Origin of the sequence: Alteromonas salexigens, from assembly GCF_025628895.1 — a bacterium.
Taxonomy (GTDB): Bacteria; Pseudomonadota; Gammaproteobacteria; order Enterobacterales; family Alteromonadaceae; genus Alteromonas; species Alteromonas salexigens.
On sequence record NZ_JAOTJC010000004.1, the window covers coordinates 167,011 to 192,452 of the forward strand.

23 protein-coding genes are annotated in these 25,442 nt (G+C 53.3%); 13 read left to right on the forward strand and 10 right to left on the reverse strand.

All coding sequences use genetic code 11. From position 1 onward, the window contains the following. Nucleotides 1–107 precede the first annotated feature (107 nt). From OCL06_RS01890 to glnK, 3 genes are all read right to left on the reverse strand, one after another. Entirely contained in the window at nt 108–2,180 is a 2,073-nt protein-coding gene (locus tag OCL06_RS01890) for a catalase (protein ID WP_262992049.1), read from the reverse strand. 258 nt (nt 2,181–2,438) lie between these two features. Beyond that, nucleotides 2,439–3,686, reverse strand: coding sequence for an ammonium transporter AmtB (amtB, locus tag OCL06_RS01895; protein WP_262992050.1), 1,248 nt, complete (start codon nt 3,684–3,686; stop codon nt 2,439–2,441). 26 nt (nt 3,687–3,712) lie between these two features. Continuing rightward, nucleotides 3,713–4,051 (reverse strand): P-II family nitrogen regulator, encoded by a 339-nt coding sequence (glnK, locus tag OCL06_RS01900; protein WP_262992051.1) that lies wholly within the window; start codon nt 4,049–4,051, stop codon nt 3,713–3,715. Nucleotides 4,052–4,307: 256 nt separating this feature from the next. Here glnK and OCL06_RS01905 point away from each other — a divergent pair, with 256 nt between their 5' ends. The 3 genes from OCL06_RS01905 (at nt 4,308) to OCL06_RS01915 (ending at nt 6,803) form a co-directional block, all read left to right on the forward strand. Beyond that, complete coding sequence (locus OCL06_RS01905; RefSeq protein WP_262992052.1) at nt 4,308–5,039, forward strand: hypothetical protein; 732 nt, start codon at nt 4,308–4,310, stop codon at nt 5,037–5,039. Nucleotides 5,040–5,212: 173 nt separating this feature from the next. Continuing rightward, nucleotides 5,213–5,605, forward strand: coding sequence for a BlaI/MecI/CopY family transcriptional regulator (locus tag OCL06_RS01910; protein WP_262992053.1), 393 nt, complete (start codon nt 5,213–5,215; stop codon nt 5,603–5,605). After that, a complete protein-coding gene (locus tag OCL06_RS01915) occupies nt 5,598–6,803 on the forward strand; it encodes a M56 family metallopeptidase (protein WP_262992054.1) in 1,206 nt (401 codons plus the stop codon). Before OCL06_RS01910 ends, OCL06_RS01915 begins: the two co-directional genes overlap by 8 nt. A gap of 115 nt (nt 6,804–6,918) precedes the next feature. Here the strand turns inward: OCL06_RS01915 and OCL06_RS01920 are convergent, their stop codons facing one another. Together OCL06_RS01920 and OCL06_RS16195 are read right to left on the reverse strand one after the other, a co-directional pair. Further along, on the reverse strand, nt 6,919–7,737 hold the full coding sequence (locus tag OCL06_RS01920; protein WP_262992055.1) for a MipA/OmpV family protein: 819 nt from the start codon (nt 7,735–7,737) through the stop codon (nt 6,919–6,921). A gap of 97 nt (nt 7,738–7,834) precedes the next feature. Beyond that, on the reverse strand, nt 7,835–8,065 hold the full coding sequence (locus OCL06_RS16195; protein ID WP_373318425.1) for an EAL domain-containing protein: 231 nt from the start codon (nt 8,063–8,065) through the stop codon (nt 7,835–7,837). On the opposite strand from OCL06_RS16195, the gene OCL06_RS01925 reads away from it, so the two are divergent. The 5 genes from OCL06_RS01925 (at nt 8,042) to OCL06_RS01945 (ending at nt 10,526) form a co-directional block, all read left to right on the forward strand. Beyond that, nucleotides 8,042–8,344: a hypothetical protein gene (locus OCL06_RS01925; protein ID WP_262992056.1), complete on the forward strand. Its 303-nt coding sequence runs from the start codon at nt 8,042–8,044 to the stop codon at nt 8,342–8,344. The two genes, OCL06_RS16195 and OCL06_RS01925, sit on opposite strands and share 24 nt — an antisense overlap. Before the next feature lie 86 nt (nt 8,345–8,430). After that, complete coding sequence (locus tag OCL06_RS01930; protein ID WP_262992057.1) at nt 8,431–8,676, forward strand: DUF4235 domain-containing protein; 246 nt, start codon at nt 8,431–8,433, stop codon at nt 8,674–8,676. A 246-nt stretch (nt 8,677–8,922) separates the two neighbouring features. Further along, entirely contained in the window at nt 8,923–9,834 is a 912-nt protein-coding gene (locus tag OCL06_RS01935) for a DUF808 domain-containing protein (protein ID WP_262992058.1), read from the forward strand. Between the two features lie 249 nt (nt 9,835–10,083). Beyond that, the gene (locus tag OCL06_RS01940) at nt 10,084–10,365 is read left to right on the forward strand and encodes a hypothetical protein (RefSeq protein ID WP_262992059.1); all 282 of its coding nucleotides are present in this window, start codon (nt 10,084–10,086) and stop codon (nt 10,363–10,365) included. Nucleotides 10,366–10,376: 11 nt separating this feature from the next. Further along, on the forward strand, nt 10,377–10,526 hold the full coding sequence (locus OCL06_RS01945) for a hypothetical protein (protein ID WP_262992060.1): 150 nt from the start codon (nt 10,377–10,379) through the stop codon (nt 10,524–10,526). A 117-nt stretch (nt 10,527–10,643) separates the two neighbouring features. On the opposite strand, the gene mrcB is transcribed toward OCL06_RS01945, so the two are convergent. Next, nucleotides 10,644–12,965 carry a penicillin-binding protein 1B gene (gene mrcB / locus OCL06_RS01950; RefSeq protein ID WP_373318426.1) on the reverse strand — a complete coding sequence of 774 codons (2,322 nt, stop codon included), beginning with the start codon at nt 12,963–12,965 and terminating at the stop codon, nt 10,644–10,646. 246 nt (nt 12,966–13,211) lie between these two features. On the opposite strand from mrcB, the gene OCL06_RS01955 reads away from it, so the two are divergent. Next, nucleotides 13,212–14,438: a lytic murein transglycosylase gene (locus OCL06_RS01955; RefSeq protein ID WP_373318427.1), complete on the forward strand. Its 1,227-nt coding sequence runs from the start codon at nt 13,212–13,214 to the stop codon at nt 14,436–14,438. A gap of 41 nt (nt 14,439–14,479) precedes the next feature. Here OCL06_RS01955 and hrpB read toward each other — a convergent pair whose 3' ends face one another. Then, the gene (hrpB, locus tag OCL06_RS01960; RefSeq protein ID WP_262992061.1) at nt 14,480–17,062 is read right to left on the reverse strand and encodes an ATP-dependent helicase HrpB; all 2,583 of its coding nucleotides are present in this window, start codon (nt 17,060–17,062) and stop codon (nt 14,480–14,482) included. A gap of 77 nt (nt 17,063–17,139) precedes the next feature. On the opposite strand from hrpB, the gene thpR reads away from it, so the two are divergent. Both thpR and purU read left to right on the forward strand, forming a co-directional pair. Continuing rightward, complete coding sequence (gene thpR, locus OCL06_RS01965; RefSeq protein WP_262992062.1) at nt 17,140–17,772, forward strand: RNA 2',3'-cyclic phosphodiesterase; 633 nt, start codon at nt 17,140–17,142, stop codon at nt 17,770–17,772. A gap of 112 nt (nt 17,773–17,884) precedes the next feature. Then, a complete protein-coding gene (gene purU / locus OCL06_RS01970; protein WP_262992063.1) occupies nt 17,885–18,739 on the forward strand; it encodes a formyltetrahydrofolate deformylase in 855 nt (284 codons plus the stop codon). A 15-nt stretch (nt 18,740–18,754) separates the two neighbouring features. Here the strand turns inward: purU and OCL06_RS01975 are convergent, their stop codons facing one another. Beyond that, the gene (locus OCL06_RS01975; RefSeq protein ID WP_262992064.1) at nt 18,755–19,273 is read right to left on the reverse strand and encodes a YgjV family protein; all 519 of its coding nucleotides are present in this window, start codon (nt 19,271–19,273) and stop codon (nt 18,755–18,757) included. 233 nt (nt 19,274–19,506) lie between these two features. Here OCL06_RS01975 and OCL06_RS01980 point away from each other — a divergent pair, with 233 nt between their 5' ends. Together OCL06_RS01980 and OCL06_RS01985 are read left to right on the forward strand one after the other, a co-directional pair. Continuing rightward, nucleotides 19,507–21,693, forward strand: a complete 2,187-nt coding sequence (locus OCL06_RS01980; RefSeq protein ID WP_262992065.1) for a M3 family metallopeptidase — start codon at nt 19,507–19,509, stop codon at nt 21,691–21,693. Between the two features lie 324 nt (nt 21,694–22,017). Next, on the forward strand, nt 22,018–23,937 hold the full coding sequence (locus OCL06_RS01985; protein WP_262992066.1) for a methyl-accepting chemotaxis protein: 1,920 nt from the start codon (nt 22,018–22,020) through the stop codon (nt 23,935–23,937). 23 nt (nt 23,938–23,960) lie between these two features. On the opposite strand, the gene OCL06_RS01990 is transcribed toward OCL06_RS01985, so the two are convergent. Both OCL06_RS01990 and OCL06_RS01995 read right to left on the reverse strand, forming a co-directional pair. Then, entirely contained in the window at nt 23,961–24,539 is a 579-nt protein-coding gene (locus tag OCL06_RS01990; protein WP_262992067.1) for a hypothetical protein, read from the reverse strand. 112 nt (nt 24,540–24,651) lie between these two features. Further along, a complete protein-coding gene (locus OCL06_RS01995; protein WP_262992068.1) occupies nt 24,652–25,365 on the reverse strand; it encodes a hypothetical protein in 714 nt (237 codons plus the stop codon). Nucleotides 25,366–25,442 lie beyond the last annotated feature (77 nt).

Genomic DNA, 25,442 nt, shown 5'->3' on the forward strand with positions numbered 1-25,442 from the left:
CCGGTCAGCGGTGAGGTGGAGCCCGTATTGAACCCAGGCTGACAAATTCGTTCGCGAATAAAAAAGCCGGCGTGTTAAGCGCCGGCTTTGTGCTCGCCTTACAGCAATTATGGATTACGCTGCCAGTAACGCAGTTGGCGTAGTGTTTTTATAAACTCATCTGCACCCGAGGCGGAAAGTTTGATAAACCCATCGTCTAACTGCTTAAGCAGGTTAGTTTCTTCAAACAGCGGCTTGGCGTCGTCCACATAACCAATGAATTTCTGGTGCGCAAATGCATCCATGACAAAATCCTTGGCTTCGGGGATCTCTGCCAGCATTTTAGCACCGTCTTCAGTGGTCAGTACCAGTACCGCGTCATACAGCACCGAGGGGCCGCCGTTAACCACCTGATCACCTTCAATATGCTTGCCCCCTGAGGTGGTGACGCCATTCACCGTTGGCGCGACCACTTCATGCATGGCGCCTTCCTGTTTTAGTGCCTTGAGAACGCCATCAAGGATCCCGTCCTCAATGCCATCGGTGGCCAGAATACCCAGCTTGCGGCCTTTGAAACTATCAGGAGCATTTTTAAGAATACTCAGGGCATCAGACACCGGCAGGTCGGTGCGCGGTGACATTGCCGCTTCTGCGGGTGCCGGCATTTCCGGTAACCCCAGTCCTTCGGCCACGCCTTTCGCCAGTTGCTTGTCGACATTTAACAGATGTGACACCACCCGTTCTCGAATAGGCTTGTGCTCTACCTTGGACAACTCAAACACAAATGCATTTTGCATATGCTGCTGCTCCACGCTGGTCTGACTCTGGTAGAACTGAATGGCTTGACTGTAGTGGTCAGCAAACGTTTCCGAACGGTAGCGTAACTTGCTGCCAGACACCGGTTCCTCAGTGCTCTTATAGCCATGCTCAGGGCACGCCCGTGGGTTGTCTTCCCCCCGGGGCCAGGAATTGGGCTCGTAGTTCGCCCGGCCTTTCGGGTTATGCATGGCCATGTGGCCATCCTGCTGAAAATGCCGCATAGGGCATTTCGGTGCATTCACCGGAATGTGGGTAAAGTTCGGTCCGCCCAGGCGTTTAAGCTGGGTATCCAGATAGGAGAAATTACGTCCTTGCAGTAGCGGATCTTCTGTGAAGTCGATGCCCGGCACGATATTCTGCGTACAGAACGCCACCTGCTCGGTTTCGGCAAAGAAGTTATCAACCACCCGATCGAGCACCATTTTGCCAATTTTCTGAACCGGCACCTGCTCTTCCGGGATCAGCTTGGTCGAGTCGAGTACGTCAAATTCAAAGTTATCCGCAAACTCACGGTCAAACACCTGAACGCCCAGCTCCCACTCGGGGTAATCGCCTGCGTTAATCGCATCCCACAGGTCGCGCCGGTGAAAATCCGGATCCGCACCGTTAATTTTCAGGGCTTCGTTCCACACCACCGATTGCATGCCCTGTTTTGGCTTCCAGTGGAATTTAACGAATTTTTCTTCGCCACTGGCGTTTACAAACTTAAACGTATGCACGCCAAAGCCTTCCATAAACCGCAGTGAGCGTGGGATAGCCCGGTCTGACATGGCCCACATGATCATATGGATGGATTCGGGTGACAGACTGATAAAGTCCCAGAAATTATCATGGGCCGTTTGCGCCTGCGGGAACCCCCGATCCGGTTCTTGCTTGGCTGAGTGGATGAGATCAGGAAACTTCATGGCATCCTGAATAAAGAACACCGGAATATTGTTACCTACTAAATCCCAGTTACCTTCCTGGGTATAAAACTTAACCGCGAATCCGCGCACGTCCCGGGCCAGATCCGGAGACCCTTTGTTTCCGGCCACCGTGGAGAAACGCGCAAACAGCGGTGTTTTTTCGCCTTTACGCTGGAACATATCTGCGCAGGTTAATTCAGGAATGGGGTCGTAGGTTTCAAAGTAACCATGCGCGCCGTAGCCTCTGGCATGTACCACCCGCTCAGGAATGCGTTCGTGGTCGAAGTGGAATAATTTTTCCCTTAGTACGTGGTCTTCCATTAGTGTGGGCCCACGCTTGCCCCCTTTAAGAGAATTTTGGTCGTCGCTGACCGGGCACCCCTGGGCCGTGGTCATGACTTCCTTGTCGCTGCCTGGTTTCTGATGTAGCTCCCCGCCATGGCCTTTACCGTCGCCATATTTAAATGATTCAGTCATTGGGTGATCCTTAAAATTGAAAACACAGACACCTACTCCACTATGGTGTCTGGGTCTCATACAGACGGCAGATTACATTCGATTAATTCTTTTTCTCTATTAAGCCTGCCCGCTTTTTTAGATTAAGGATTTATTCCGTGCCCAGGCAGGTAAAACCGTATGCTGCAGCTATGTACCCTAAGGGCTTCATATAATAAAAAGCCCCGTATTAAACGGGGCTTATAACAAACTTTATAAATGCAGGTATGACCCTTCTGCTTAGCTGCGTCCGCCGGTAAAATCAGGGTACGCTTCCAGGCCACATTCGCTGACATCCACGCCGTCGAACTCTTCCTCGTCAGAAACCCGTATGCCGATGATGGCTTTCAGCGCCAGCCATACGACCAGGCTCACCACAAATACCCACAGGAAGATGGTCAACGCGCCCACCAGCTGTCCGACCATAGTTGAGCCGTCATTGGTGAACGGCACCAAAATAAGGCCCAACAAGCCAACCACACCATGCACCGAAATGGCACCTACCGGATCATCAATTTTCAGTTTATCCAGCGTAACAATACTGAATACCACTAAGATCCCGCCCAGGGCACCAAACAGTGTCGCCTGCAGGGGCGTAGGAGTGGATGGCTCCGCCGTGATGGCAACCAGACCGGCAAGCGCGCCGTTAAGTGCCATTGTCAGGTCGGCTTTACCAAACAGGATCCGCGCTACCACCAGTGCCGCTACCGTACCACCTGCGGCGGCCGCGTTAGTGTTCATGAAGACGATAGCAACAGCGTTGGCACTTTCTACGGTGGCGGTGGCTAATACCGAGCCTCCGTTGAAGCCAAACCAACCCATCCACAGGATAAAGGTACCCAGCGTGGCCAGAGGCAGATTGGCACCCGGAATGGCGTTAATTTTACCGTCCGCAGTATACTTACCCTTACGAGCGCCCAGAATTAATACCCCGGCCAAAGCCGCTGCGGCCCCTGCCATATGGACAATACCTGAGCCGGCAAAATCAGAGAATCCAAGATCACCCAGTGAGTACAAGCCAAATACGGCTTCGCCGCCCCAGGTCCAGGCCCCTTCCATGGGATAAATGAAGCCAGTCATGACCACGGCAAAGGCCAGGAATGCCCACAGCTTCATGCGCTCCGCAACTGCGCCAGACACAATCGACATAGCAGTGGCTACAAACACCACCTGGAAGAAGAAGTCTGCTGACGGAGCGTAGGTAGCCGGATCTTCCGCCACGCCGGTGGCGCCGTCGCCGGTAATACCGCCTAAGAAAGGTACCCAGTCACTACCGCCATACATGATGCCGTAACCGCACACCATGTACATGGTGCAGGCAATAGCAAACAGCGCGATGTTTTTGGTTAATATTTCTGTGGTGTTTTTGGCGCGAACCAGACCCGCTTCCAGCATGGCAAAACCGGCTGCCATCCACATGACTAACGCACCGCAAATCAAAAAGTAAAAGGTATCTAAGGCATACCCAAGTTCAAACGTGATTTCCATTGTATACTCCGCGTGTGTGAGGTGGCTTACAAAGCGTCGCTGTCAGATTCACCGGTACGAATTCGTACCGCATGCTCAAGGTCGTAAACGAACACCTTACCGTCACCAATTTTGCCGGTTTTGGCCGCGTTCACGATGCTCTCTACCAGGCGTTCAACCTGATCATCCAGTACCGCAATTTCCAGCTTCACTTTCGGTAGGAAGTCCACCTGATATTCTGCTCCACGATAGAGCTCAGTATGTCCTTTCTGACGTCCGAAGCCCTTCACCTCGGTGACGGTCAGCCCGTCAATACCGATTTCAGAGATGGCTTCACGAACATCATCCAGCTTGAACGGCTTGATGATTGCTGTGACTAGTTTCATGAGTTGCTCCCAGTAATAATGGTTATGTTGCACGTGACGTGACTTATCAACCACTAACACAAGACCTGTGCCACAAATAAATAGCCATTTAAATCATGCATTTATTTGAAATCACCGAGCAAACCCGATGTTTTTTTGCACCACTGCCGTGCATGAGGGGTTTGTCGCACCGTTTTGATGCATCCCCCCTTCATTTGCAGAAGTGACCGGATAACCGAGGGAACCTTTCGCCAGTCAAACGAGTCTTTTATTCACCATGGATGAAACAATAAGCACCGAATTTCAGGCACCTGAGTACCTGCAAAGGCCCACCTCGCCGACCAGACCAGCGACCAGACTGCTCATCTGTTCGCTGCTGGCTCATTGCGCCCTGGTGGTTGCAATTGCGCTTTTTCATTCTGCGCCCCAGCCCCCGCCCGTGAAATCTGAGCCGATCCGCGCCAGGTTAGTGTTTGTGCCGCCTGCCCCCCAACCTGCTCCGCAAAAAACTGAACCCGAAGCTTCCAAGGCGGTTAATCAACCAGTGACACCGCCGGCAGCCACGATCAATACCGACGAGACACCGGCGGCGACCCAGCACACAGAGAATGTATCCGAGCCTGTTCCTACAGAAGTTCCCGCAAACAAACCTGCTGCAGCGCCACCAGCGGACTCACAGGCCGCAACACGCCCCAGGTTGTCATCATTGGACGCTGCCCGGGCAGTCATTAATCAGCAATACCAGCAAGCACTCCAGCAGGATGCGGCACAGGCAGGTGACACCCGGCGACGGCTTCAAACGCAGCCAGTATTAAACGACAGTCGCGAGGGCATTGCCGGGATGAATGCCCGGCAGACGAAGCCCGTGATAGTGAATTGTGATTCGAACATCAATCAGGTACTGACACTGCTCAGCGGTATTACCGGAGGCACCCTGCAATGTAGTGAGCGGAGTGATTTTGAAGCGTTTGTCGACAAGCGGGTTACCAAGCTGCCATCAGACAGATAAACGATCTACGGAGCTAGAGCGCGGTCCATTAGTCAGTGTCTATTTGTCTCGCCAGCCTTTCATCTCACTCATGTCACTCTGCCAGATCGAAAAAGTTGATTAAAAAACTTGCGCATTCAGATTACACGTGTAATTTTAAATACAGACTACACTTGTAATCGATGAGAAAGTGCATGACCAGCAACAGCAAGAAACCCGACATCTCACCCGCAGAATTTGATGTACTGGATGTGTTGTGGGACGACTATCCGGCCACGTCTAATCAAGTAGTAGAGCGACTGAATACCCGTAAAGACTGGCATGAAAAAACCGTTAAAACCCTCTTAGGGCGCCTGGTTAAGAAGCAGGTACTTAGCTATCAAAAGCAACAGCGCCAGTATCTTTACAGCCCGCTGATTGCTCGTGAAGAGTACACCAAAAAAGAAGCTGAAAACTTTGTCAGTCGCGTGTTCAAAGGGAAAGTTGCACCTATGGTAGCCGGATTCGCCAAACAAAATGCGCTGTCCAAGCAGGATGTGGATGAGCTAAAAGCGCTCATTGAAAAATGGGAGCAAGACAATGACTGACTGGCTAGTGCAGCAACAAGCGCTGCTGAGCGTCACGCTGATTGTGCTCATGGTACTGGAGCACATCGGCACACCCAAACTCGGCGCCCGTTTAGCTTATGTGCTATGGCTTGCGGTCCCCTTAACACTTCTGGCTGGCAACTTACCGCTCCCCGATATGCCGGCAGTCTCAGGTACCTTCAGTCGCTACGTGGTAGGCGTCACGCCGCAGGCTTCGGTGACGCAACTAAACCTGTTTGGCACAATTTGGGGGCTTGGGGCGGTTAGTGTCTTGTCCTTTGTTGCTGTGCATTACGTGAGACTGGCCCGCGCTGTGGGCGTCTCTCAGGGTGACCACCGGGCCACGTATTACTGTAAGGCCATCTCTTCCCCGTTATTATTTGGTTTTGTACAACCAAAAATTTTACTGCCGGAGAATTTCAGCACCCAATACAGCCCTCGCCAACAACAATTAATTATTGAACACGAGCGGGTACATGCGCGCCGGTTCGATCGCCTGTGGAATTTCTTAGCGCTATGCGTGGCCACGTTATTTTGGTTCAACCCCTTGGTGTGGCTTGCCCTTCGCTCTTTCAGAATAAATCAGGAGCTTGCGTGCGACCAGCAAGTATTAGCGACAAAACCTGACGCCGACAAATTACTGTATGCAAAGGCTCTTGTGCAGTGTGCCGAGCATTCATCCGCCCCTGTGGGTTTCTACCCTACTTTTGGAGAAAAAAGCACAATGCTGAAAAGACTCAATTTAATTAAACGACCTGGCGTTACCAATAAAGCCGTTGCCTTCGCCTCACTTCTGATATTAGGAACAGTGACAGCAAGTGCAGCACTGGCGAACTTACCTACCCAGCACATTGACGCTGCAAAAATAAACAAGGCCGCTCCAGTTAAGCGGGTCTCTCCGGTTTACCCCGATGGGGCGCTCACCCGCAATCAGGAAGGATCCGTCGTGTTGCAGTTTGACATAACAGAGAGCGGGCACACCGACAATATTCACATCGTGAAATCACACCCTGCAGGCGTGTTCGATAGCAGTGCCGAAGAAGCCTTGTCGCAGTGGCAATATAAGCCCCGCATACAGGGAGGGCAGCCACAGCGACAAAGCGGCCTGCTGGTTCAGCTTGACTTTAAACTTGGACCAGATGATGAGGAAAAGGACACGCAATCTAAGCTAGAGAAAATTAGCGTATACTCACAGTAGACCATTCTCGTAAGCCCGCCCAGTCTTCGCTGGGCGGATTTTCGATCACATTGCCCGTTAAGCTCCCCTGATAAAATACCAACTTGAAAGACAACATTATTATTTGGCGCAAAGCCTAAAACACATAGATGAACCCGACGCCTATTTCGGCTTCATAGTTATTGCGGGTAATTGGGCTATCTGCAATGTCGCTGCTGTAGCGCTCATACACTATTTCACCGAATACCTGCCAATGCTGATTGATGAAATTACGGTAGTTATAGTTGAAACCAATTGAGCGGAATCCGCCACTCAGTTGCGTTTCATTCAGTCCTGAGGCAGCAGCCTGCTGTTCGTTTATACCAAAATCTTTGTTGGCGTAGTCACTGTCATGATAAACCGCTACTAACGCGACTTCAGAGCCAGAGCCGTCATTTTGCTCACCGAAGCGATACCCCAACCCAAACAGTCCTAAACTGCCATTTTCACCCGTTACCACGCGGCCATCTAACCAGTAACGCCAGTCAGCAGCCAGCGCCCGACGCGCTTGTAGCACAACTTCGACCCCCTCATCACCATCGCCGAGGCCATTTAAGCGACCATCATCGGAATCGCTTTCTTCACGTCCCTCCTCGAAAGCAACGGCGGCATCGAATAACCACTTATCATCACGCAGACCTCGCCACCCCAGCGCCTCACCTGCCCAATAGAAAATATTGTCACCTTTACGCCACTGCAGCGCACCCGCAGGGTCGACTTCTACCCCAAATTCATCCGACCCTTCGTAGGCAGATTCGTATTCCACTCCCAGGCCGAGTCCAAGACTCCAGCCATCTTCTCCGTTAGTAAAATCCTCAACCGAAGGTAAAGGAACCAGGGCCGTAGTGGCCTGTTGAGCAAATACCGCTGCGCAGAAAAAAGTTTGCAGGGCAACCGTTAACAATAAGCTTTTCATGGTGAGTGTCACTCGGATTAGGGTTGATAAAACCATCTCTCCTAAGTTTAGCTGAAGTTTATGGAAAGTATTGTCCAGGCACTTTGCTTATTGGCGGCTAAGCCAGTATGTGTTCAGCCCTATTATCCCGATACAGGAGCAGAGGCGACAAGTTAATGGCTACTTTTTCAGTTAGCCCAACATCTTGCATTGTTTGTTGATCAACGCAAACTTGTCTCAACACCCAGCAAGTCAGATCCATGATGAGGTCATTGCGCTCGGCCAAAGGAATAAACTCTCCTGGTGATATGTGACCGAGATGAGGGTGAGTCCGTCTGACCAGTGTCACACAACCAATGACTTGTCCAGACCCGCAATCGACGCCGGGATGAATGCCCGACAGACGAAGCCCGTGATAGTGAATTGTGATTCGAACACCAATCAGATACTGACGCTGCTCAGCGGGATTACCGGAGGCACCCTGCAATGTCGTGAGCGGAGTGATTTTGAAGCGTTTGTCGACAAGCCGGTCACTAAGCTGCCATCAGACCGGTCACCGGGCTGGGCAGCTATACCACTGTGTTTTATTATTCTGTTCGAGTCAGACAGCGCCTTATCGGTACATTAGTTGCTGCATAGCTTACGGTTAGCCCTGTGTGGATTTACAACGTTACCAGAAAACAACTCAGCCATCAGTGAACAATGGAGAAGATTATGAGTGATAAACAACTAATTACGACTGTAGGCGTAGGTCTTGCCGCTGCATCGGCGGGCATTCTAGCGAGGAAAACGTTACAGAAATCGTGGGAAAAAGTTACCAACGAACCAGCACCAAAAGACAAAGAAAGCGAAAATACTGATCTGAAAGAGGCCGTAACATGGGCAGTTGTGTCAGGCATCGGGGCCGGACTAGCTAGAATGGCGGTGCAGTATGTAATAGACAAGCGTAAATCTAAATAACGTCTCAGATACCATGTAGAGTACGCAGGATTGATACGCTAAAAAATACCGCATGAGGGTAAGATTCAGGGCCCGAGTCAGTGTTACTAAAAAGGCAAACACATAGCCAGTCTATGCAATGGATCGTGTTTACCTCATCTGAGGTATTTAAGTAAAACACCGGCCACTACCAGAAGCAGAGTCAATTCTGTTGCCAACACACAACGGGCTGTTTATTCTGGCAAAAACCTAATTTACGGATTTCCTATGGCCGCTGCCAACTTACTTGCCCTACTCGATGATATTGCCACTATGCTGGACGATGTGGCAGCCATGTCGAAAGTGGCGGCGAAGAAAACCGCCGGTGTGCTGGGTGACGATCTGGCGCTGAACGCTGATCAGGTACGCGGGGTAAAGGCCGACCGGGAGCTCCCGGTGGTGTGGGCCGTCGCGAAAGGCTCATTTCTGAATAAGGTAATTTTAGTTCCCGCCGCCTTACTGATCAGTGCCTTTGTACCGGTGCTTATCACGGTGTTGCTGGTATTGGGCGGGCTGTATTTGTGTTTTGAAGGTGCAGAGAAAGTACTGCACCGGTTGTTTCCTTCTCATACCCAGGCCGAACGTGACGCCACCCTGGCCCAGCTTGCCGACGAGAGCATCGATCTGGTGGCGCTGGAAAAAGATAAAATAAAAGGCGCTATCCGCACCGATTTTATTCTTTCTGCCGAAATCATTGTGATTGCGCTGGGCAGTATTGCAGGCGCCGACTTCGCGACTCAGGTGGGCGTGCTGTGTGCACTCAGCGTAGCCATTACCGTAGGGGTATACGGGCTGGTTGCCGGCATCGTTAAAATGGATGACGTGGGCCTGTATTTACTACGCGAGTCGCTGAATGGCAGTTACAGCGGTACCCAGCGTTTCATGGGCCGGGGTTTACTCATTACGGCTCCGCTGCTGATGAAGTTTTTGGCCATTGTGGGCACGGTGGCCATGTTTCTGGTAGGCGGCGGCATTCTTAGCCACAACCTTGGGGTCATCCACCATATCAGCGAAGTCGTGTTGGCCTGGGTGCCGGTATGGCCGCTGCTCGGCAGTATTGTGTTTGATGGCCTTGCAGGGTTTCTCGCCGGCTCCCTTATTGTTGGCGTAATGTCGGCCGTTAACCGGTTTCGCCAGTAAGTATACAGACAACTTATCCTAATTTGCGATTTTCACTAATACCGGTGTGAAAATCGCTAAATTTTAGTTTTTCAATTATTCCCTGCCTACACGCCTTTGACACCCGAAATAAAATAACCCAATAAAATCAAATAGATAAAATTTTATTCCTGACTGGCACAACTATCGCAATAGTGACTGCGACTTAAATGATAACTGTCACGCAGTATTCAAATAGTGCAGTTTTTAACACCAACTCAGGAGAAAATTATGTTTACTTACCGCAAATTACTAACTGCACTGGTCCTGTCTGCTGCCGCGACCACGACTATGGCTGCCCAGAAGGCACCTACCGGACTGGAGACTGTTACCCATAACCTGGTGGCCCAGTCGGTATCTGAAACCACCCAGGAGTTAAATGTGGGGGTTATCCGTGACGTCCTTACCGTTAGCCATCACTTTGATCCGCAAGCGAACGCCGCTGAACTGGTGGCTGATGTCACTATCCAGGATATTAAAGAAAGCGAGCTGAACGACAACAACGACGCATAAAGGTTACTGTCATGATCAGTTCCACCGCCGTCTTACTGATGGCACTGGCCCCGGTAGCGGCGTATGTGGCAGGGGTACTTATTATCAATGGGGTGCGCGCGCTGGCGCACCGCATCGCTACGCATCAACCTTACTCCCGTAAGGCCTTACCTTCGGGCTAGCGCATTTCACGCTGATATAACACAGTATCAGCGAGTCGCCAGCCCGGCCTCTTCTTCATGGGTGCCAGTGCGTACGCAATTTGTCGCACTGGTTTTTTTACCCGCTCATCACTGTTGCTAGCGAGCGCCGAACAGCTTCTCCCACCAGCTTTTATCTTTCACAGGTTTACCTTCGCAGTCTTGTTCCGCAGGCGGCAACACGTCAAGGATGGCTGGTACACTCATGCTGCCCGGACAGCCCGCCACCACCACCGCGCCGGTTTCCGGGTCAAAGTGTGCAATGCCCAGCCCGTTGGGGAACCGGCGGGACAACGATTTAGGCTCCTGTAACTGCTGATAATTCACAAACACGGGTAGAGCACCGCCTGCACCGGTAAGGTTCACAGGCTTGTTGTCGTCATTGCCAACCCACACCGTAATTACATTGTTACGATCGAAACCACTGAACCAGCTGTCACGGTAATCATCGGTGGTACCGGTTTTGCCTGCCATATTGACGCGGGGGAACTGCCGGGTGATACGGGTGGCCGTGCCCTCTGTCGTTACCTTGTACAGGGCATAGTTCAACAGGTAGGTGGCCGCCTCGTCCGTACGCTGGGCAAAAAACTCGGCTTTCTTCCACAGCAGTTCATTTTTTGAGGTCACCACATCGGTCACCGTATGAAGCGGGATATAGCGGCCATTGTTCGACAACGTCTGGTACATCTGGTTAGTCTCAAAGGGTGTCAGCGACACTGCCCCAAGGGTTAGCGAAGGCACCGTCTGGATAGGGGAGGTAACGCCCAGCCGTTCAATAGTGTTGGCCACATTCTCCAGCCCCAGTGCCATGCCCAGGTTGACCGTGGGCACGTTCAGCGAGCGGGTTAAAGCCTCAATTAACGGCACCTGCCCCCGGAACTCTTTATCGATGTTCTGCGGCGACCACATTTTCCCTTCACGGCTTTTCAGTGTGATGGGCTCATCTTTAATAGGGGTAGCCAGATTAAACTGGGTAGGATCTTCCAGTGCGGTGAGATACACCGCTGGCTTCACCAGCGAACCTATTTGCCGGCGGGCTTCCAGCGCGCGGTTAAACCCCGCATACTCTGCGTCTTTACCACCCACAATAGCCCTGACTTCGCCTGAGCTGATATCGGTCACCACCATGGCCGCCTGCAACTCGGCTTTGCGATCTTGCTGCAAGCCACTGAGGGTTTGTTTTACGGCGCGTTCAGCGCGGCGCTGGGCGTGGATATCCAGCGTAGTAAATACTTTGAGGCCGGAATCCTGAAGGGTGGGATCGGCCAGAATGTCACTGAGTTCACGACGCACCTGACTCATAAACGCCGGATGCTTACCGCTGGCCAGACTGGCGCCGCTGGCCAGTTGCAGGGGCTGGTTTATATATTGTTCGTACTGTTGGCGACTGATTTCGTTCTCATCAAACAAAATGCGTAGTACCAGATCCCGGCGCTCTTTCACCCGCTCCGGATAGCGTTTCGGGTTATAGTAAGACGGCCCTTTTATCATGGCCACCAGCGTGGCAATCTCGGGGGTGTTTAGTTCATTGGCGGGACGGTCAAAATAGAAATAGCTGGCCAGACCGAAGCCATGGACCGCCATCTTACCGTTCTGACCAAGAAACACTTCATTCAGATAGGCCTGCAGAATTTCGCTTTTGCTGTAACGGGCATCAATAATAATGGCCATCACCGCTTCTTTGGCCTTACGCACCAGCGACTGTTCACGGGTCAGGTACAAGTTTTTAACCAGTTGCTGCGTCAGGGTGCTGCCACCCTGCACCGTGCGGCCAGCGGCAATATTAGCCATTAACGCGCGTAGAATCGACAGCGGCGCCAGTCCGTGGTGATCATAAAAGTCCTGATCCTCTACCAGCGTGAGGGCTTTGGGGAGCATTTCCGGCACGGTATCTAAGCTGACCAGCATACGGTCTTCACGACGGCTGCTGACCAAGCGAGTGACCAACCAGGGTTCCAGGCGAATTTCCCCTATCCCCCGATCGGCGCTCAGGTCAGTGAGTGCCTTGATACGCCGGTCATCCCAGGTTATACGCACGTGACGCAGTGGCTCCGCGCCATCCGGAAACTGAAACGCCCGGCGCTGAACAGTCAGCACCCCGTTCCGGTAGCTGTATTCACCACTGCTATCGGCACGGGATACTTTGCGGTAACCGAGCAATTCCAGTTCATCAATGATTTCTTTCGGGGTGATTTCCTGTGATGTCTGCAGCACCAGCGGGCGGGCATAGATCTGCGCCGGCACTTCCCACTTATTGCCGGTAAACGAATGCTTTATTTGTGCGTCGAGATACAGCACATATGCCGCCATCAGCACGGTGCCCACTATAAACAGCCGCACTCCCAGACTGAACCAAACAGAGCGTTTTTTCGTTGGCTGCTGTTTTTGCTTCGTTTTCGCTTTAGATTGCTTCTTAGCCACTTACCGTCCCATGATGATTATTCGCAGGCCTGATTCTGCGGGTTTCTGCGCTACATTACCAGTGTCGCAAAAAAGCTACCGCGTCTGTGTTCCCATTGGCACCAGTATACGGCCAGCAGGGGTTATTGGTTTGCGGCTGGTCACTTAAGAGGTCGGCGCAACAGCGCTGTGTTTTGCGCCGAATTAACTCGCCAGGCCCGCCGCGTTTGCGTTAGCATGAGGTTCTCTGCTATCAGGATGAATTTTATGCGTCATATGTTTTCAGGCGGACACCGTGCAGCTGTTATTCCATTACTCGCTGCCGCGTTTTCTTTTTCCGCCACCAGTGCTGAAACCTTTTCCGAGTGTACGACCCGACTGGCTAAACAAGCCATAAGCGAAGGCGTCGATCCCCAGGCCGCCGAAACTATTTTCAGTCAGCTGGAGTATCAGCCCAGAGTCATTGAGCTGGATCGCAGCCAGCCAGAGTTCGTGCAGACATTCCCCGGCTATTTCAGCAAACGGGTCACCGACTGGCGGGTAAACAAAGGTCGTGAGATGTTTGACAAGCACGAGGTGCTGTTGCATCAGCTGCATACAAAATATGGGATCCCGCCCCATTATCTGCTGGCGTTCTGGGGGCTGGAAACAAACTTCGGCTCGTATAAAGGCAAGATGCCGGTTCTGGACTCGCTGGCCACGCTGGCCTGCGATCAGCGCCGTTCTAAGTACTTTACCCAGGAACTGCTGGTTGCCGTTAAGCTCATGCAGCGTGAAGCCTTGAAACAGGAAGACATGGTGGGGTCGTGGGCCGGCGCCATGGGCCACACCCAGTTTATGCCCTCAGCCTATACCCATTACGCGGTAGATGGCGACGGAGACGGGCAGGCTAATTTATGGGACAGCGAAGTCGACGCGCTGTCGTCGGCGGCGAATTTTCTGGCCGAACTGGGCTGGCAGCCTGGCTATCGCTGGGGGCGTGAAGTGCAGCTACCGGAGGGATTCGATTATCGCTTATCAGGCTACAAAAATCGTCGCAGCCTTGCAGAATGGCAGGCGCTGGGGCTGACCCGGGCTGATGGCTCGCCGCTGAGCAGAACCGATATGACCGCCTACGTCGTCGTGCCTGCCGGGCACAACGGGCCCGCTTTTCTGGCCTACCAGAATTTCCGTACCATTATGCGGTGGAACAATTCTGAATTTTACGCCATTGCGGTAGGTCATTTGGCTGATCGTATCTCCGGGGCGGCACCGCTTATCGCGCCACTGCCTGAGTTACCGGCCTATTCCCGTGACGATATCATAGCGCTACAACAGGCTTTGAACGCCGCCGGCCACGATGTGGGCAAACCCGACGGCATTATCGGGCCGGCCACCCGTGCAGGGATCCGCGAATACCAGTTACAGCAGTCGCTGATTGCCGATGGCTTCCCGAGCATGCAGGTGATGCAATCGCTGGGCGTGAAAACCAGTCAAACCGAAGCAGACAGCTAACGCCTTGCCTGGCTGGTTCTGCCAGCCAGACATCTCTGTCATTATCGGCCCATGGCTTTTTTGGTCCGGGTGGTCGGGGTTGCCGAGCCCGGATCATCCGGCCAGAAGTGCTTTGGATAACGCCCCTTCATTTCCTTCTGAATTTCCCGGTAGCTGCCCTGCCAGAACGCTTCCAGATTGGAGGTGGTCTGTAATGGCCTTCGGGCTGGCGACAATAATTCCAATATCACCTTCACCCGCCCACCGGCTACGGTCAGCGGCGCAGTCTGCCCATACATTTCGCCCATCCGTACCGCCAGCACCACCGTGCCATCTGCGGTGTACCGACAACGGTGCTGTTGTCCACTGGGGACCGTCAGCGATTCCGGCAATAACGAATCCAGTGCCTGTTGCTGAGGCCAGCTGAGGGTCTGATGGGCAGCCTGTGCCCAGGGTAAAGCCGCTAAATCATCCTTGGTCCGGCAAGACCCCAGACGCCCGGCAAGGTGTTCAGTAATAGCCGGTAACAGCAGATCCAGCGCGACTGGCCAGGGATCTGGCGACTGATAAGCTTGCGGCTGCGGCAACTCAATGCTGGCCGCCAGTTGTACGCGGTGCCACCATTGCCAGAATGCCTCGCCCAATGGCCAGGCAGACTCCTCCCGCTGACTTAGCCATGACAACCAGGCCTTCCGCCAGGCCTGAGCCGGTACCTTGCCTGTGGGTTCACTGGTGATATCGATATTGCCAAACCCGGTTACCTCACGGGCTTCCATACACTGACGTTCGTCATTAAAACGCACCACCTTACGCTGCGAAAAGGCCTCAGGATAAAGGCTGCGCAACTGTACTTCGCCAATGGGTTCTGCCAGCCGGATACGAAATTCGCTGCCTATTTGCTGACCATCCAGTACCGCCAGCCAGTCAGCCTGCGGATGTCCGGTCAGGGTTGCCCCTTTGCCAGAAGCAAGCTTATAGCTGCTGCCACGCCGGTAAGCTACCCGCTGTGGATACGCCAGTGCCGTGGCCATTGCCAGCGCGTTGCTGTCCTGGCGCGCCGCATCCAAATCATGTTTTGGAATGCCTGCCTGTTTACAGTAACGCTCAGCCTGGCGGCGTAAGCGCTTTATGACCGGCGGTGGGGCTTTAATAAGGGAATCTGACAGACGCGCAGAGGAGCCCGACAAGCCCTCATCTGAGGCGGCAGCCACCCATGCGGCCGCTGCGGGCAGAGTGGGTACATTGAGTGAGGGGGCTTGATTAAGTGCCTGTAACAACATGTGAGCCAGCCGAGGATGACAAGGCAGTGCCGACAATGCGCGGCCATAGCGGGTTACCGTACCATTATCATCCACCGCACCCAGTTCGGTAAGGCTATCCATCGCTACGGTCAGCTGGGCCTCGGTGGGCTGGGTGAGTAACGGCAGGTCAGTCAACGGACTGCCCCAGCACAAGGCATCCAGCAGTAGTCCAGTAACGTCTTCGCGTAGAATTTGGGGTGCCGGATGCCGGGCCAGCCGATGTTGGGTAGTTTCAGCCCACATCCGATAGCATACACCTGGCTGCAGCCGCCCCGCACGCCCGGCTCGCTGAACCGCCGAAGCCTGCGATATTCGTTGCTCCGAAAGCGTGGTCAGGCCGCTGCCGGGATGAAAGCGGGCTTCGTTTTCCATCCCGCTGTCAATAACCACCGTGACTCCCTCAATGGTCAGGCTGGTTTCGGCAATATTGGTGGCTAGGATCACCTTCTGACGCTGTTGCGGGTCGGGCAATATAGCGGCCTGTTGACCAGCTTTATCCATGCTGCCTGACAGTGTGTGCACTACTATGTTGTACCGCTCGGCCAGATCGCTAATTTGTGAGGACACCCGGCCGATAGCGCCGCGTCCCGACAGGAATACCAGCACATCGCCGTCATGTTCGGTTACAGCCTGACGCACCTGTCTGGCTACCTGATCATGCAGGGCAGCAGCCTGCACGTTTCCGCAATAGCGCAGTTCTACCGGGTGGGTACGACCTTCCGTAGATAACACCGTAGCCTCAGGAATGAGACTGCGTACGGCGTCGGTTTCCAGCGTGGCTGACATTACCAGCAGGCGCAGGTCTTCCCGTAGCCCCTGCTGAACTTCCAGTGCCAGCGCCAGACCAAAATCGCTATGAATACTGCGTTCGTGAAACTCATCGAAAATGACGGTACTGACCCCGGTGAGTTCAGGGTCTGACTGGATCATCCGGGCCAGAATACCTTCGGTAATCACTTCCAGCTGAGTATTCGGGCCTACCTGACTTTCACCGCGAATGCGGTAGCCCACTTTGCCGCCGGGTTCTTCACCACATAAAGAGGCCAGATACCCGGCCAGATTTCGCACCACCACACGGCGCGGCTGCATCAGCAGTATTTTGCCGCCGGATTTATTCTGCAGCAGCGACAACGGCAACACGGTAGACTTCCCCGCCCCCGGCGGCGCGCCAATAATCACGTGGTTACGCACCAGCGCATCTTGCAGGGGCGTAACTAAGCTAGCCGCTGGTAGTCGGGTCAGGGTTTCAGGTAGCATGGACAGCCATTGATGTACATCGTATAGCATATTGTACCGGTCGCTGTGGCAGGCGTCACCCGTCTGCTCCATTTGACGTGCTGACACGTACTCTCACCGTAGTAATGATGCACCGGGCAGGCGTCGCTGTATCGAGCCAGGTTCAGAGTAACAGGAGAATTCCCATGCGCAGTTTTATCGGACTGGATCTTGCCGGCAACACCAAAATGGCACTGGAGAGCTGGCGTGAACAGGCGCTGCCTGACGTGCCCCGTCGGGAAGCACTGGTTCAGCAGCCAGCCAAAAAGCGTCGCGGCGGCAAAAACACCCCGCCCGTCACTGCGCAACCTTACGCGGTGCCTACGGTAAATTTACACATGACCCTGTGCTTTCTGGGTGCTATTACCCCCCGTCAGCATGAGGCCTTAATCGCCGAAATGGATGCCCTGACCTATCAGCCGTTTGATTTGCACCTGGACACTGCCGGAGTGTGGAACGGCCCAAAAATTCTGTTTGCCGCGCCCACCGAGCCCCCTCAGGAATTACTCGAGTTGGCGCGGGGCGTACGTAAAGCTGCGCGGGCCGCAGGACTGCATGTGGAGGGCAAAGAATACAAGCCACATGTGACCCTGGTACGCAAAGCCGGTCCCACGTTGCCCATACCGCTGATGACTCCGGACATTCAGTGCCACTTCGCCGACTTTCATCTGTTTGAGTCGGTCTCTACGCCAACCGGGGTGACCTACCCTATCCGGCACACCTGGCAGTTACGCCATCAGTTGTCGGTACGGGAAAAACTTCGCCGGGGTCTGATTTAATCCGCTGCCGTCAGCGGCCTGTTAAACGACGACCAGCCGCGGGGGCATGGCGCTTTACATTTGCATTGAACCCCGCTAAAACAACCAGTCTGCCCGTTAAGTAAAGACCATCATGCAACAAACCTATCGCCTCGTTATCGACTGCCCCGACAAAGTTGGCCTGGTGGCCAGTGTGTCACAATTTCTGGCCGATCACGGCGCCACCATCGTGGAAGCCAGTCATCATACCGACCAACAAACCGGTCGCTTTTTCATGCGCCATGAAATTGGGGCGGACTCACTCAAGCTTGATTATCCCAGCTTTCTCAGCGAATTTGCGCCCCTTGCGAATGAATACCAGATGCAATGGAAACTGGCCGACAGCCGTCACCGCCAGCGTGTTGCACTGCTGGGCAGCCTGGAATCCCACTGTCTAGTTGATTTACTGCATCGCTGGCATACCGGCGAGCTGCACTGTGACATTCCCTGCATTATTTCGAATCATCCGCAAATGCAGCAATTTGCCGACTGGTATAAAGTGCCCTTCCACTGGATAGATTTTAAAGGGCAGGGAAAAGACGCCGCCTTCGAACAAATTGCGACCTTGCTGAACGAATACAACATTGATCTTACGGTGCTTGCCCGCTTCATGCAGATATTGCCTGATTCACTGTGTCAGCAACTGGCAGGCAAGGCCATTAATATTCACCACAGTTTCCTGCCCAGCTTCGCTGGCGCCCGGCCCTATCAGCAGGCGTACGACCGGGGGGTAAAACTCATTGGTGCCACGTGTCATTATGTCACCGCAGATCTCGACGAAGGGCCCATCATTGAACAAAGTGTCAAGCGTATCAGTCACAGCGACACAGCCACGGACATGGTACGCAAAGGTAAGGACTGTGAAGTTACCGCGCTGGCCCATGGCGTGCGCTATCACCTGGAAGACCGGGTGATAATACACCGCAACAAGACCGTGGTGTTTGCCTGAGACTTAACGGCGTATTCAAATGGCGGCGTGCCGTACCCGCCGCCGTAGCTGCAGGTAAAACCATAAGTTGGATGCAGCAAACAACGATTCGGTAATCGCCACCCCCCAGGTATGGTTAATCAGCGCGTACACGGTAAAGATGCCGGAGCCCGCCACCATACACAGCCGTAAACCTCCTTCCCGACAGTGCAGCTCACCGTAGCGGTAAAAGATAAAGGTGAGCAGCGGCAGAATTTCCAGCATGCCGGTGTTTCCGGTGTATTGGTTAATCATGCCAATCATTGCCGACATCAGCACAATTAAGCCCAATGTCAGCCGGCCGGATACCAGTTTATGGGTGATCAGGCGGTAACTGGTACTCATCCCGGCTACCGTCATCACAAGTACACCGCCCCAGGCCTCTTGGACGCCCAGCAGGGTGCCGATTGTCAGGCACAATCCCAGGTTGATAAGCAACAGTTTACGTTCAGTATTTGACCAGAAAGACAATACTGCCAGAATAACGGGGAGCGTATGAAAAATAAGCTCGTGCATGGTGCCTCCCGGGCCAGCTAAAAAGTGCGCGCAGTCTAGCTTCCATAGGGGTTGTGGGCAAGTGACAAAGCATGACAATTTGATGAATTTTCAGGCGCCGGGCAGAACGGGTTCAGAACCAAATTCTCACGGTATTTAGCTTTTTTGTACGGTAAAACGCATTTCTTTCGTGCCGCCCATCCTCTAGTATAACGACGACCCTTATTACAACGATAACGATGACAGGAAATAACATGGGAAAGTTTAAAACCTCGGTGACAGCCGTGGCGGTAGTCATGGCCCTGGGCGCGTGTTCCGGACAACCTTCTTCAGAGTCGCAGACCATGGCGGAAACCCCGGTGGCATCAGCGCAGTCGGCCAAGTACGAGAATGTGCTGCTACAAGAATTTAAAGGCCCCTATGGCGGCGTTCCCGCATTTGACCAAATGCAGCTGGAAGACCTTAAGCCGGCGCTGGAAAAAGCCATGGCACTGCAACTCGAAGAAATTGAGGCCATCGCAAACAACCCGGACGCTCCGACCTTCGAAAACACCATTGTCGAAATGGAGCGGGCCGGTGCAGAGCTGGATCGCGTGTTTACCTATTACGGTATCTGGAGTTCAAATAAATCAAGCCCTGAGTTCCGTAAAATTCAGGCAGAGATGTCGCCCAAGCTGTCAGCTTTCTTTACCAAAATCACCCAAAACGAGAAATTGTTCGAACGCGTGAAAAGCGTGTACGAAAGTGATGCGCTGAAGTCACTGACCGACGAAGAACAGCGCATTACATGGATGATCTACAACAACTTTGCCCGTAACGGTGCCACGCTGGACGGCGAAGCCAAAAAGCGTTACGCAGAAATTAATAATGAGCTGGCTACCCTGCACACCAAGTTTGCCAACAATGTGTTGGCCGACGAAGAAAACTATGTGACGTACATCACTGAAGACCAGCTGGATGGCCTGCCGCAATCGTTTATCAATGCGATAAAAACCGATGACGGTAAATACGCCATTGCGAACACCCGCTCGTCTATGGATCCGTTCCTGACATACTCTACTAACCGCGAGTTACGTGAAAAAGTCTGGAGCACCTACTATAACCGTGGCGACAATGCCGATGAGTTCGACAACAATGAGCTGATCAAGCAAATTCTTACTCTGCGCGACGAACGCGTTGAGCTGCTGGGTTACGAAGACTATGCGACCTGGCGTCTGGAAGATCGTATGGCGAAGACACCAGAAAATGCCATGGACCTGATGATGAAGGTGTGGCCAGCCGCCATCGCCCGGGTAGAGGAAGAAGTGGCTGACATGCAAGCCATTGCCGATAAGGAAGGCGCGGACATTACTATCCAGCCCTGGGATTATCGCTTCTATGCGGAAAAAGTGCGTAAAGCGAAGTACGACCTTGATTCCAATGAAGTGAAACAGTACCTGCAACTGGATAAGTTGCGTGAGGCTATGTTTTACGTAGCCGGGCGTCTGTTCGACTTCAACTTTACGCCGGTTGAAGAAGGCAAGGTACCGGTTTTCCACCCCGACGTAAAAGTGTGGGAAGTAACCGACAAAGCCACCGGTGAACACATAGGTCTGTGGTATCTCGACCCGTTCGCCCGTCAGGGTAAGCGCTCTGGTGCGTGGGCCACTACCTACCGTTCGTACACTACCTTTGATGGCAAGAAAACCGTGTTGTCTTCTAACAACTCGAACTTTGTGAAAGGCGCAGAAGGCGAGCCTACCCTGATCTCCTGGGATGACGCCGAAACGTATTTCCATGAATTCGGCCACGCGCTGCATTTCCTGGCTTCTGACGTAGAGTATCCCACTTCCCACTCAGGCGTACGTGACTACACCGAGTTTCAGTCACAGCTACTTGAGCGTTGGTTAACCACCGACGAAGTCATCGACCAGTACCTGGTCCATTACGAAACCGGTGAGCCTATCCCGGACGAGCTGGTGAAGAAGATCAAAAAAGCCTCGACCTTCAACGAAGGCTTTAAGACCACTGAATACCTGGCCTCGGCCATCATGGACTTAAAATATCACACCACCGATCCTGCCAAAATTGACCCTGACACCTTTGAACGTGAAGAGTTGAAGAAGCTGGATATGCCGGAAGAGGTTGTGATGCGTCACCGCAGTCCGCACTTTGGTCACGTATTCTCCGGCGAGGGTTATGCAGCGGCGTACTACGGTTATATGTGGGCAGAAGTATTAACAGCTGATGCCTCAGAAGCCTTTGCAGAAGCGCCGGGTGGTTTTTACGACGAGGAAGTGGGCGATCGCCTGGTGAAATATCTGTTCTCCGTGCGGAATGCGATGGATCCGGCCGAAGCGTACCGTAAGTTCCGCGGCCGTGATGCCAAAGTAGAAGCGTTAATGCGTGACCGGGGCTTCCCGTTACCAGAAGAAAGTCAGAGCGACTCTGACAGCGAATAAACGCTGCCGTTTTGATAAACGTATGAAAGCCGCCTAATCAGGCGGCTTTTTTTATCCCTGCCCATCCTCACCGTCAATGCATGGCAACCCGCTTACCGGTTAGCACGTATTTACTTACCCGTACCCGGGTGGCATTATTCCATCACCCGTTGCCCGGCCTGCATCTGACAAATCCACCTCGCTAATTGTCAAGAAATGGCCGCGTACGCCGATAAGCAAAGCAAGATGTCGCGAAATCCAGAAAAGCCAACAATACTCAACTATTCCCTGAGGATACGGGTATCGCGTTTCCGGCAATAACCCTGGCAGTTATGGTGTAAAAATATGAACTTCCGCTCACTCAGCATAAAACAAAAACTTATTTCGGCCCTGATTGTGGCGGTGATTGCGTCTACCGTTCTGGTGGGCTCTATCAGTCAGTGGATTGCCCGCGACCTCATCACCGAAAATCTGGAGGAAATGCAGCTCCCGGCCATGGTAAAGCAGGTGGGTAACCGCATTGACAAAGAAGTCAGTGTGATGAAAACCGTGGCACACAGTATTGCCACCAACCCGGATGTGGTGGCCTGGTCTGCGGCCGGTGCCAACCCCGCCGGTGAGCGTCAGCTGGTGCAGTACCTGGGCGATCTGGTGGCGTTTAACGACCTCACCGTGGCCTCGTTTGTGGACCGTCAAACGTATAAATACTGGAATCAGGACGGCTTTCTAAGAGTATTGAAGAACGATAAAGCCGACGGCTGGTTTTTTGCTTATAAAGACAGTGGCGAACCTGTGTCGCTAAGTCTGTACAACGAACCCGGCGTCGGTTACCGGTTGTTCGCTAACTATCAACAGGTTAACGGCCGCGGTATGTCGGGGGTCGCTAAGTCAGTAGACGAACTGGTGGGCATTCTTAACGATGTGCGGCTGGCCACCTCCGGCGTTATTTTTATGGTCGACGGTCAGGGCCGAATCATCGCTCACCCCGATGACAGCCTGGTAGGAGATACCACTCTCGATGAATTGGCGGGACGTCCTGCCACCAGCAGCCTGCTAAGTAAGCAATCGTTCACCCTGGAACACAGCACCGAACCCGGTGAAGACACCCTGTTTGCCAGCACCTACATTGCCAGTGCAGGCTGGTATGTCGTGGCGGAGGTACCCCAGGCAGAGCTCTATGATGAGCTGGAAACCGCCAGCCGCCATATTGTGTTGTGGTCAGTGCTGGTAGCAGTTTTGTTTGCCCTGCTTGGCATCTGGCTGGCGGGCAGTATCACCCGGCCTCTTGAGCGACTTGCTGACGCCTTCCAGGCGTTAGGCAAGGGTCAAGGGGATCTCAGTACCCGGCTGCCGGTGCCGGAGCAGAAAGAAACCGCAAAATTGGTAGAGGGCTTCAACGCGTTCACCGACCATCTGCATGGAACGATTAGCCATGTGGCGGAGACCAGCAAAAGTCTGCGCGAATCAGCCGGAGAAGTGGCCAGTCAGTCCCGTCATACTGAACAAATCAGTCAACAGCAACATGATCGTACAATTCATGTGGCCTCTGCGCTCACCGAATTAGGTACCACGGTAAGCGATGTCGCAGGCTCCGCCACCCAGGCTGCCCAACAGGCCAGTACTGCAACCAGCACGTCGCAGGAAGGCCGCCAGATCACCGGCAATGCGGTAGCGGCAATTTCGTCACTGTCAGAACAAATCAGCCGGGTGGCCAACGTCATACAGTCACTGGACGATCACACCACGGCTATAGGCGGTATTCTGGATACGATCCGCGGTATCTCCGAACAGACCAATTTGCTGGCGCTGAATGCCGCGATTGAGGCCGCCCGCGCCGGCGATCATGGCCGCGGGTTTTCGGTTGTGGCCGATGAAGTGCGGTCATTAGCACAACGGGCCGCCGACGCCACCGATGAGATCCAGACCAAAATGGATAAATTTCAGCAGGACTCACAAGCTGCAGTTCAACAGATGCAAACCAGCCGGCAGCAAACCGACGATGTGGTGGCCGCTGCCAGCCGCATTGACGAACTACTGCAGGACGTGGCCGCCAGTATCGCGGATATCAATGACATGAACACCCAGGTGGCGGCTGCCACCGAGCAGCAGTCTGAAGTGGTTAATAATGTCAGCGAAACAGTGCATGAAATCAGTGATAACAGCAAAGACACTCTGGCCCGTGCATCGGCATTAGTTACCGTCAGTGAGCAGCTGGATGTACTGGCGCGTGATTTAGCCCGTCAGGTGGAGCAGTTCAGGCTTTAAAGCCTCGCCGATGAACCTTGCCTCTAAAAGGCAATGGCGTATTGAAGATTGAGCTGGTTGTCGCGCAACGATGTGCCGTTTGCCGCACCAGCAAAATCGGCCACCTCCCAGACTTCCCGTTGCAGTGATAACGCCAGATTATGAGAGGCGCGCATGCCTGGCATTTCCAGATGCACGCCCAGTGCCTGACTGGTGGGTAACGACAGCGATTCGGTCATTGGTGAGCTCATTTTGTGGGAGGTAATGACCTTATGTCCCAGCCCGAGGCGCAGAGTGTCGGTGTGCCACCAGGATATGACTTCCACCGCTTTTGATGACACTTTCTGGCGCAGCACGCCGAACCTGAGTTCGCCCTTGTCATAATGGAGGTTCGCTTCAACAGAGAATTGTTTGGTGAGTTGTTGCGAGAAGGCAAGCTGATAAGCTTTTTGTTTGCAGCCGTTAAAGCGGATTTTTTGTTTTGTGAGATCAACTTCCAGCACATGCTGGCTGTTAAATATGTCGGACATCCAGGCGGTTGCTCTGTCTGCCAGCTCGTCTGCGTTGGTTAAAGGGCTTACCATCATCAGTAAGCCGAAAATTCCACAGTAACGTTGTCCCATTTGATCACCACTTCCACTATGCATTCCTTGCACGAAAAACCTAATGTTGTGCAAAGTATAATCAGGGTACGGCGTTAATAGCGTATTCGGATTAATGCCTGTGGATTAATTATTACTTTTTTGTAATTGGTGTAGGACTGTGGACGGTAAATAACAAAGCGGGTTGATTTTCGGTGGCCTCCTGAGTGACCCAGTAGCTGCCATCGGCGGCCGCACACACGCCTTCGACCTGATCATAGTCGGGTAGGGACCACACATTCAGGACGTTAAACTGCGCGCTCACTTCGGCCAGAAACGTATCGAAGTTACCGAACGGGTCGCTGGCATACCCCACTACCACGTAGTGCTGCCGACCGTCATCCCAGTCAGCGCCAGTAATGACCCCGGGCAAGCCTTCTATGGTTGCCACTGCCGTTAGCTCTTGCTGAAGTAAGTCAGTGTTCACTTCGTACACATGCGCCTTACGCGTTGCCCAGCTTTTCGAAAATATCCGTAACCTATTGTCATGCCACACCATCGCTTCGGCGTCATAGTCGTGAGCATAAGGCACATTATGTGACGGCGTATTCCTGGCATACCGGATGTGGAGGGTAGCTTCATGGTCAAAGCTTTCACGGTTGAGCTTCTCTATGGTCAGCCGTTTGCGGGTGCCCTTGTTGTTGCCTATATCGCCGATATACAGGTGTTGCGGACTGGCAGTGATGCTCTCCCAGTCGTAATTGCCCTCTGCTAATGTGTGGGTGTCCACAATCCGGGCGCTGGCATCCACGGTAAACACCGTAGCCGCGTTACCGGAGTCGTTAATGCTGTATGCCCGTTCCGACAAACAATATAGCCCCGACGACTCAGCTAACTCTGCTGGTAAAACGTGTTGCTTAGCTATGGTTAAGGGAGGTTGTGATT

Bases quoted from the DNA above. Each gene is read 5' to 3' on its own strand.
- OCL06_RS01890 (WP_262992049.1), bottom strand. From the start codon at position 2,180: ATGACTGAATCATTTAAATATGGCGACGGTAAAGGCCATGGCGGGGAG.
- amtB (WP_262992050.1), bottom strand. From the start codon at position 3,686: ATGGAAATCACGTTTGAACTTGGGTATGCCTTAGATACCTTTTACTTT.
- glnK (WP_262992051.1), bottom strand. From the start codon at position 4,051: ATGAAACTAGTCACAGCAATCATCAAGCCGTTCAAGCTGGATGATGTT.
- OCL06_RS01905 (WP_262992052.1), top strand. From the start codon at position 4,308: ATGGATGAAACAATAAGCACCGAATTTCAGGCACCTGAGTACCTGCAA.
- OCL06_RS01910 (WP_262992053.1), top strand. From the start codon at position 5,213: ATGACCAGCAACAGCAAGAAACCCGACATCTCACCCGCAGAATTTGAT.
- OCL06_RS01915 (WP_262992054.1), top strand. From the start codon at position 5,598: ATGACTGACTGGCTAGTGCAGCAACAAGCGCTGCTGAGCGTCACGCTG.
- OCL06_RS01920 (WP_262992055.1), bottom strand. From the start codon at position 7,737: ATGAAAAGCTTATTGTTAACGGTTGCCCTGCAAACTTTTTTCTGCGCA.
- OCL06_RS01930 (WP_262992057.1), top strand. From the start codon at position 8,431: ATGAGTGATAAACAACTAATTACGACTGTAGGCGTAGGTCTTGCCGCT.
- OCL06_RS01935 (WP_262992058.1), top strand. From the start codon at position 8,923: ATGGCCGCTGCCAACTTACTTGCCCTACTCGATGATATTGCCACTATG.
- OCL06_RS01940 (WP_262992059.1), top strand. From the start codon at position 10,084: ATGTTTACTTACCGCAAATTACTAACTGCACTGGTCCTGTCTGCTGCC.
- OCL06_RS01945 (WP_262992060.1), top strand. From the start codon at position 10,377: ATGATCAGTTCCACCGCCGTCTTACTGATGGCACTGGCCCCGGTAGCG.
- OCL06_RS01955 (WP_373318427.1), top strand. From the start codon at position 13,212: ATGCGTCATATGTTTTCAGGCGGACACCGTGCAGCTGTTATTCCATTA.
- thpR (WP_262992062.1), top strand. From the start codon at position 17,140: ATGCGCAGTTTTATCGGACTGGATCTTGCCGGCAACACCAAAATGGCA.
- purU (WP_262992063.1), top strand. From the start codon at position 17,885: ATGCAACAAACCTATCGCCTCGTTATCGACTGCCCCGACAAAGTTGGC.
- OCL06_RS01975 (WP_262992064.1), bottom strand. From the start codon at position 19,273: ATGCACGAGCTTATTTTTCATACGCTCCCCGTTATTCTGGCAGTATTG.
- OCL06_RS01980 (WP_262992065.1), top strand. From the start codon at position 19,507: ATGGGAAAGTTTAAAACCTCGGTGACAGCCGTGGCGGTAGTCATGGCC.
- OCL06_RS01985 (WP_262992066.1), top strand. From the start codon at position 22,018: ATGAACTTCCGCTCACTCAGCATAAAACAAAAACTTATTTCGGCCCTG.
- OCL06_RS01990 (WP_262992067.1), bottom strand. From the start codon at position 24,539: ATGGGACAACGTTACTGTGGAATTTTCGGCTTACTGATGATGGTAAGC.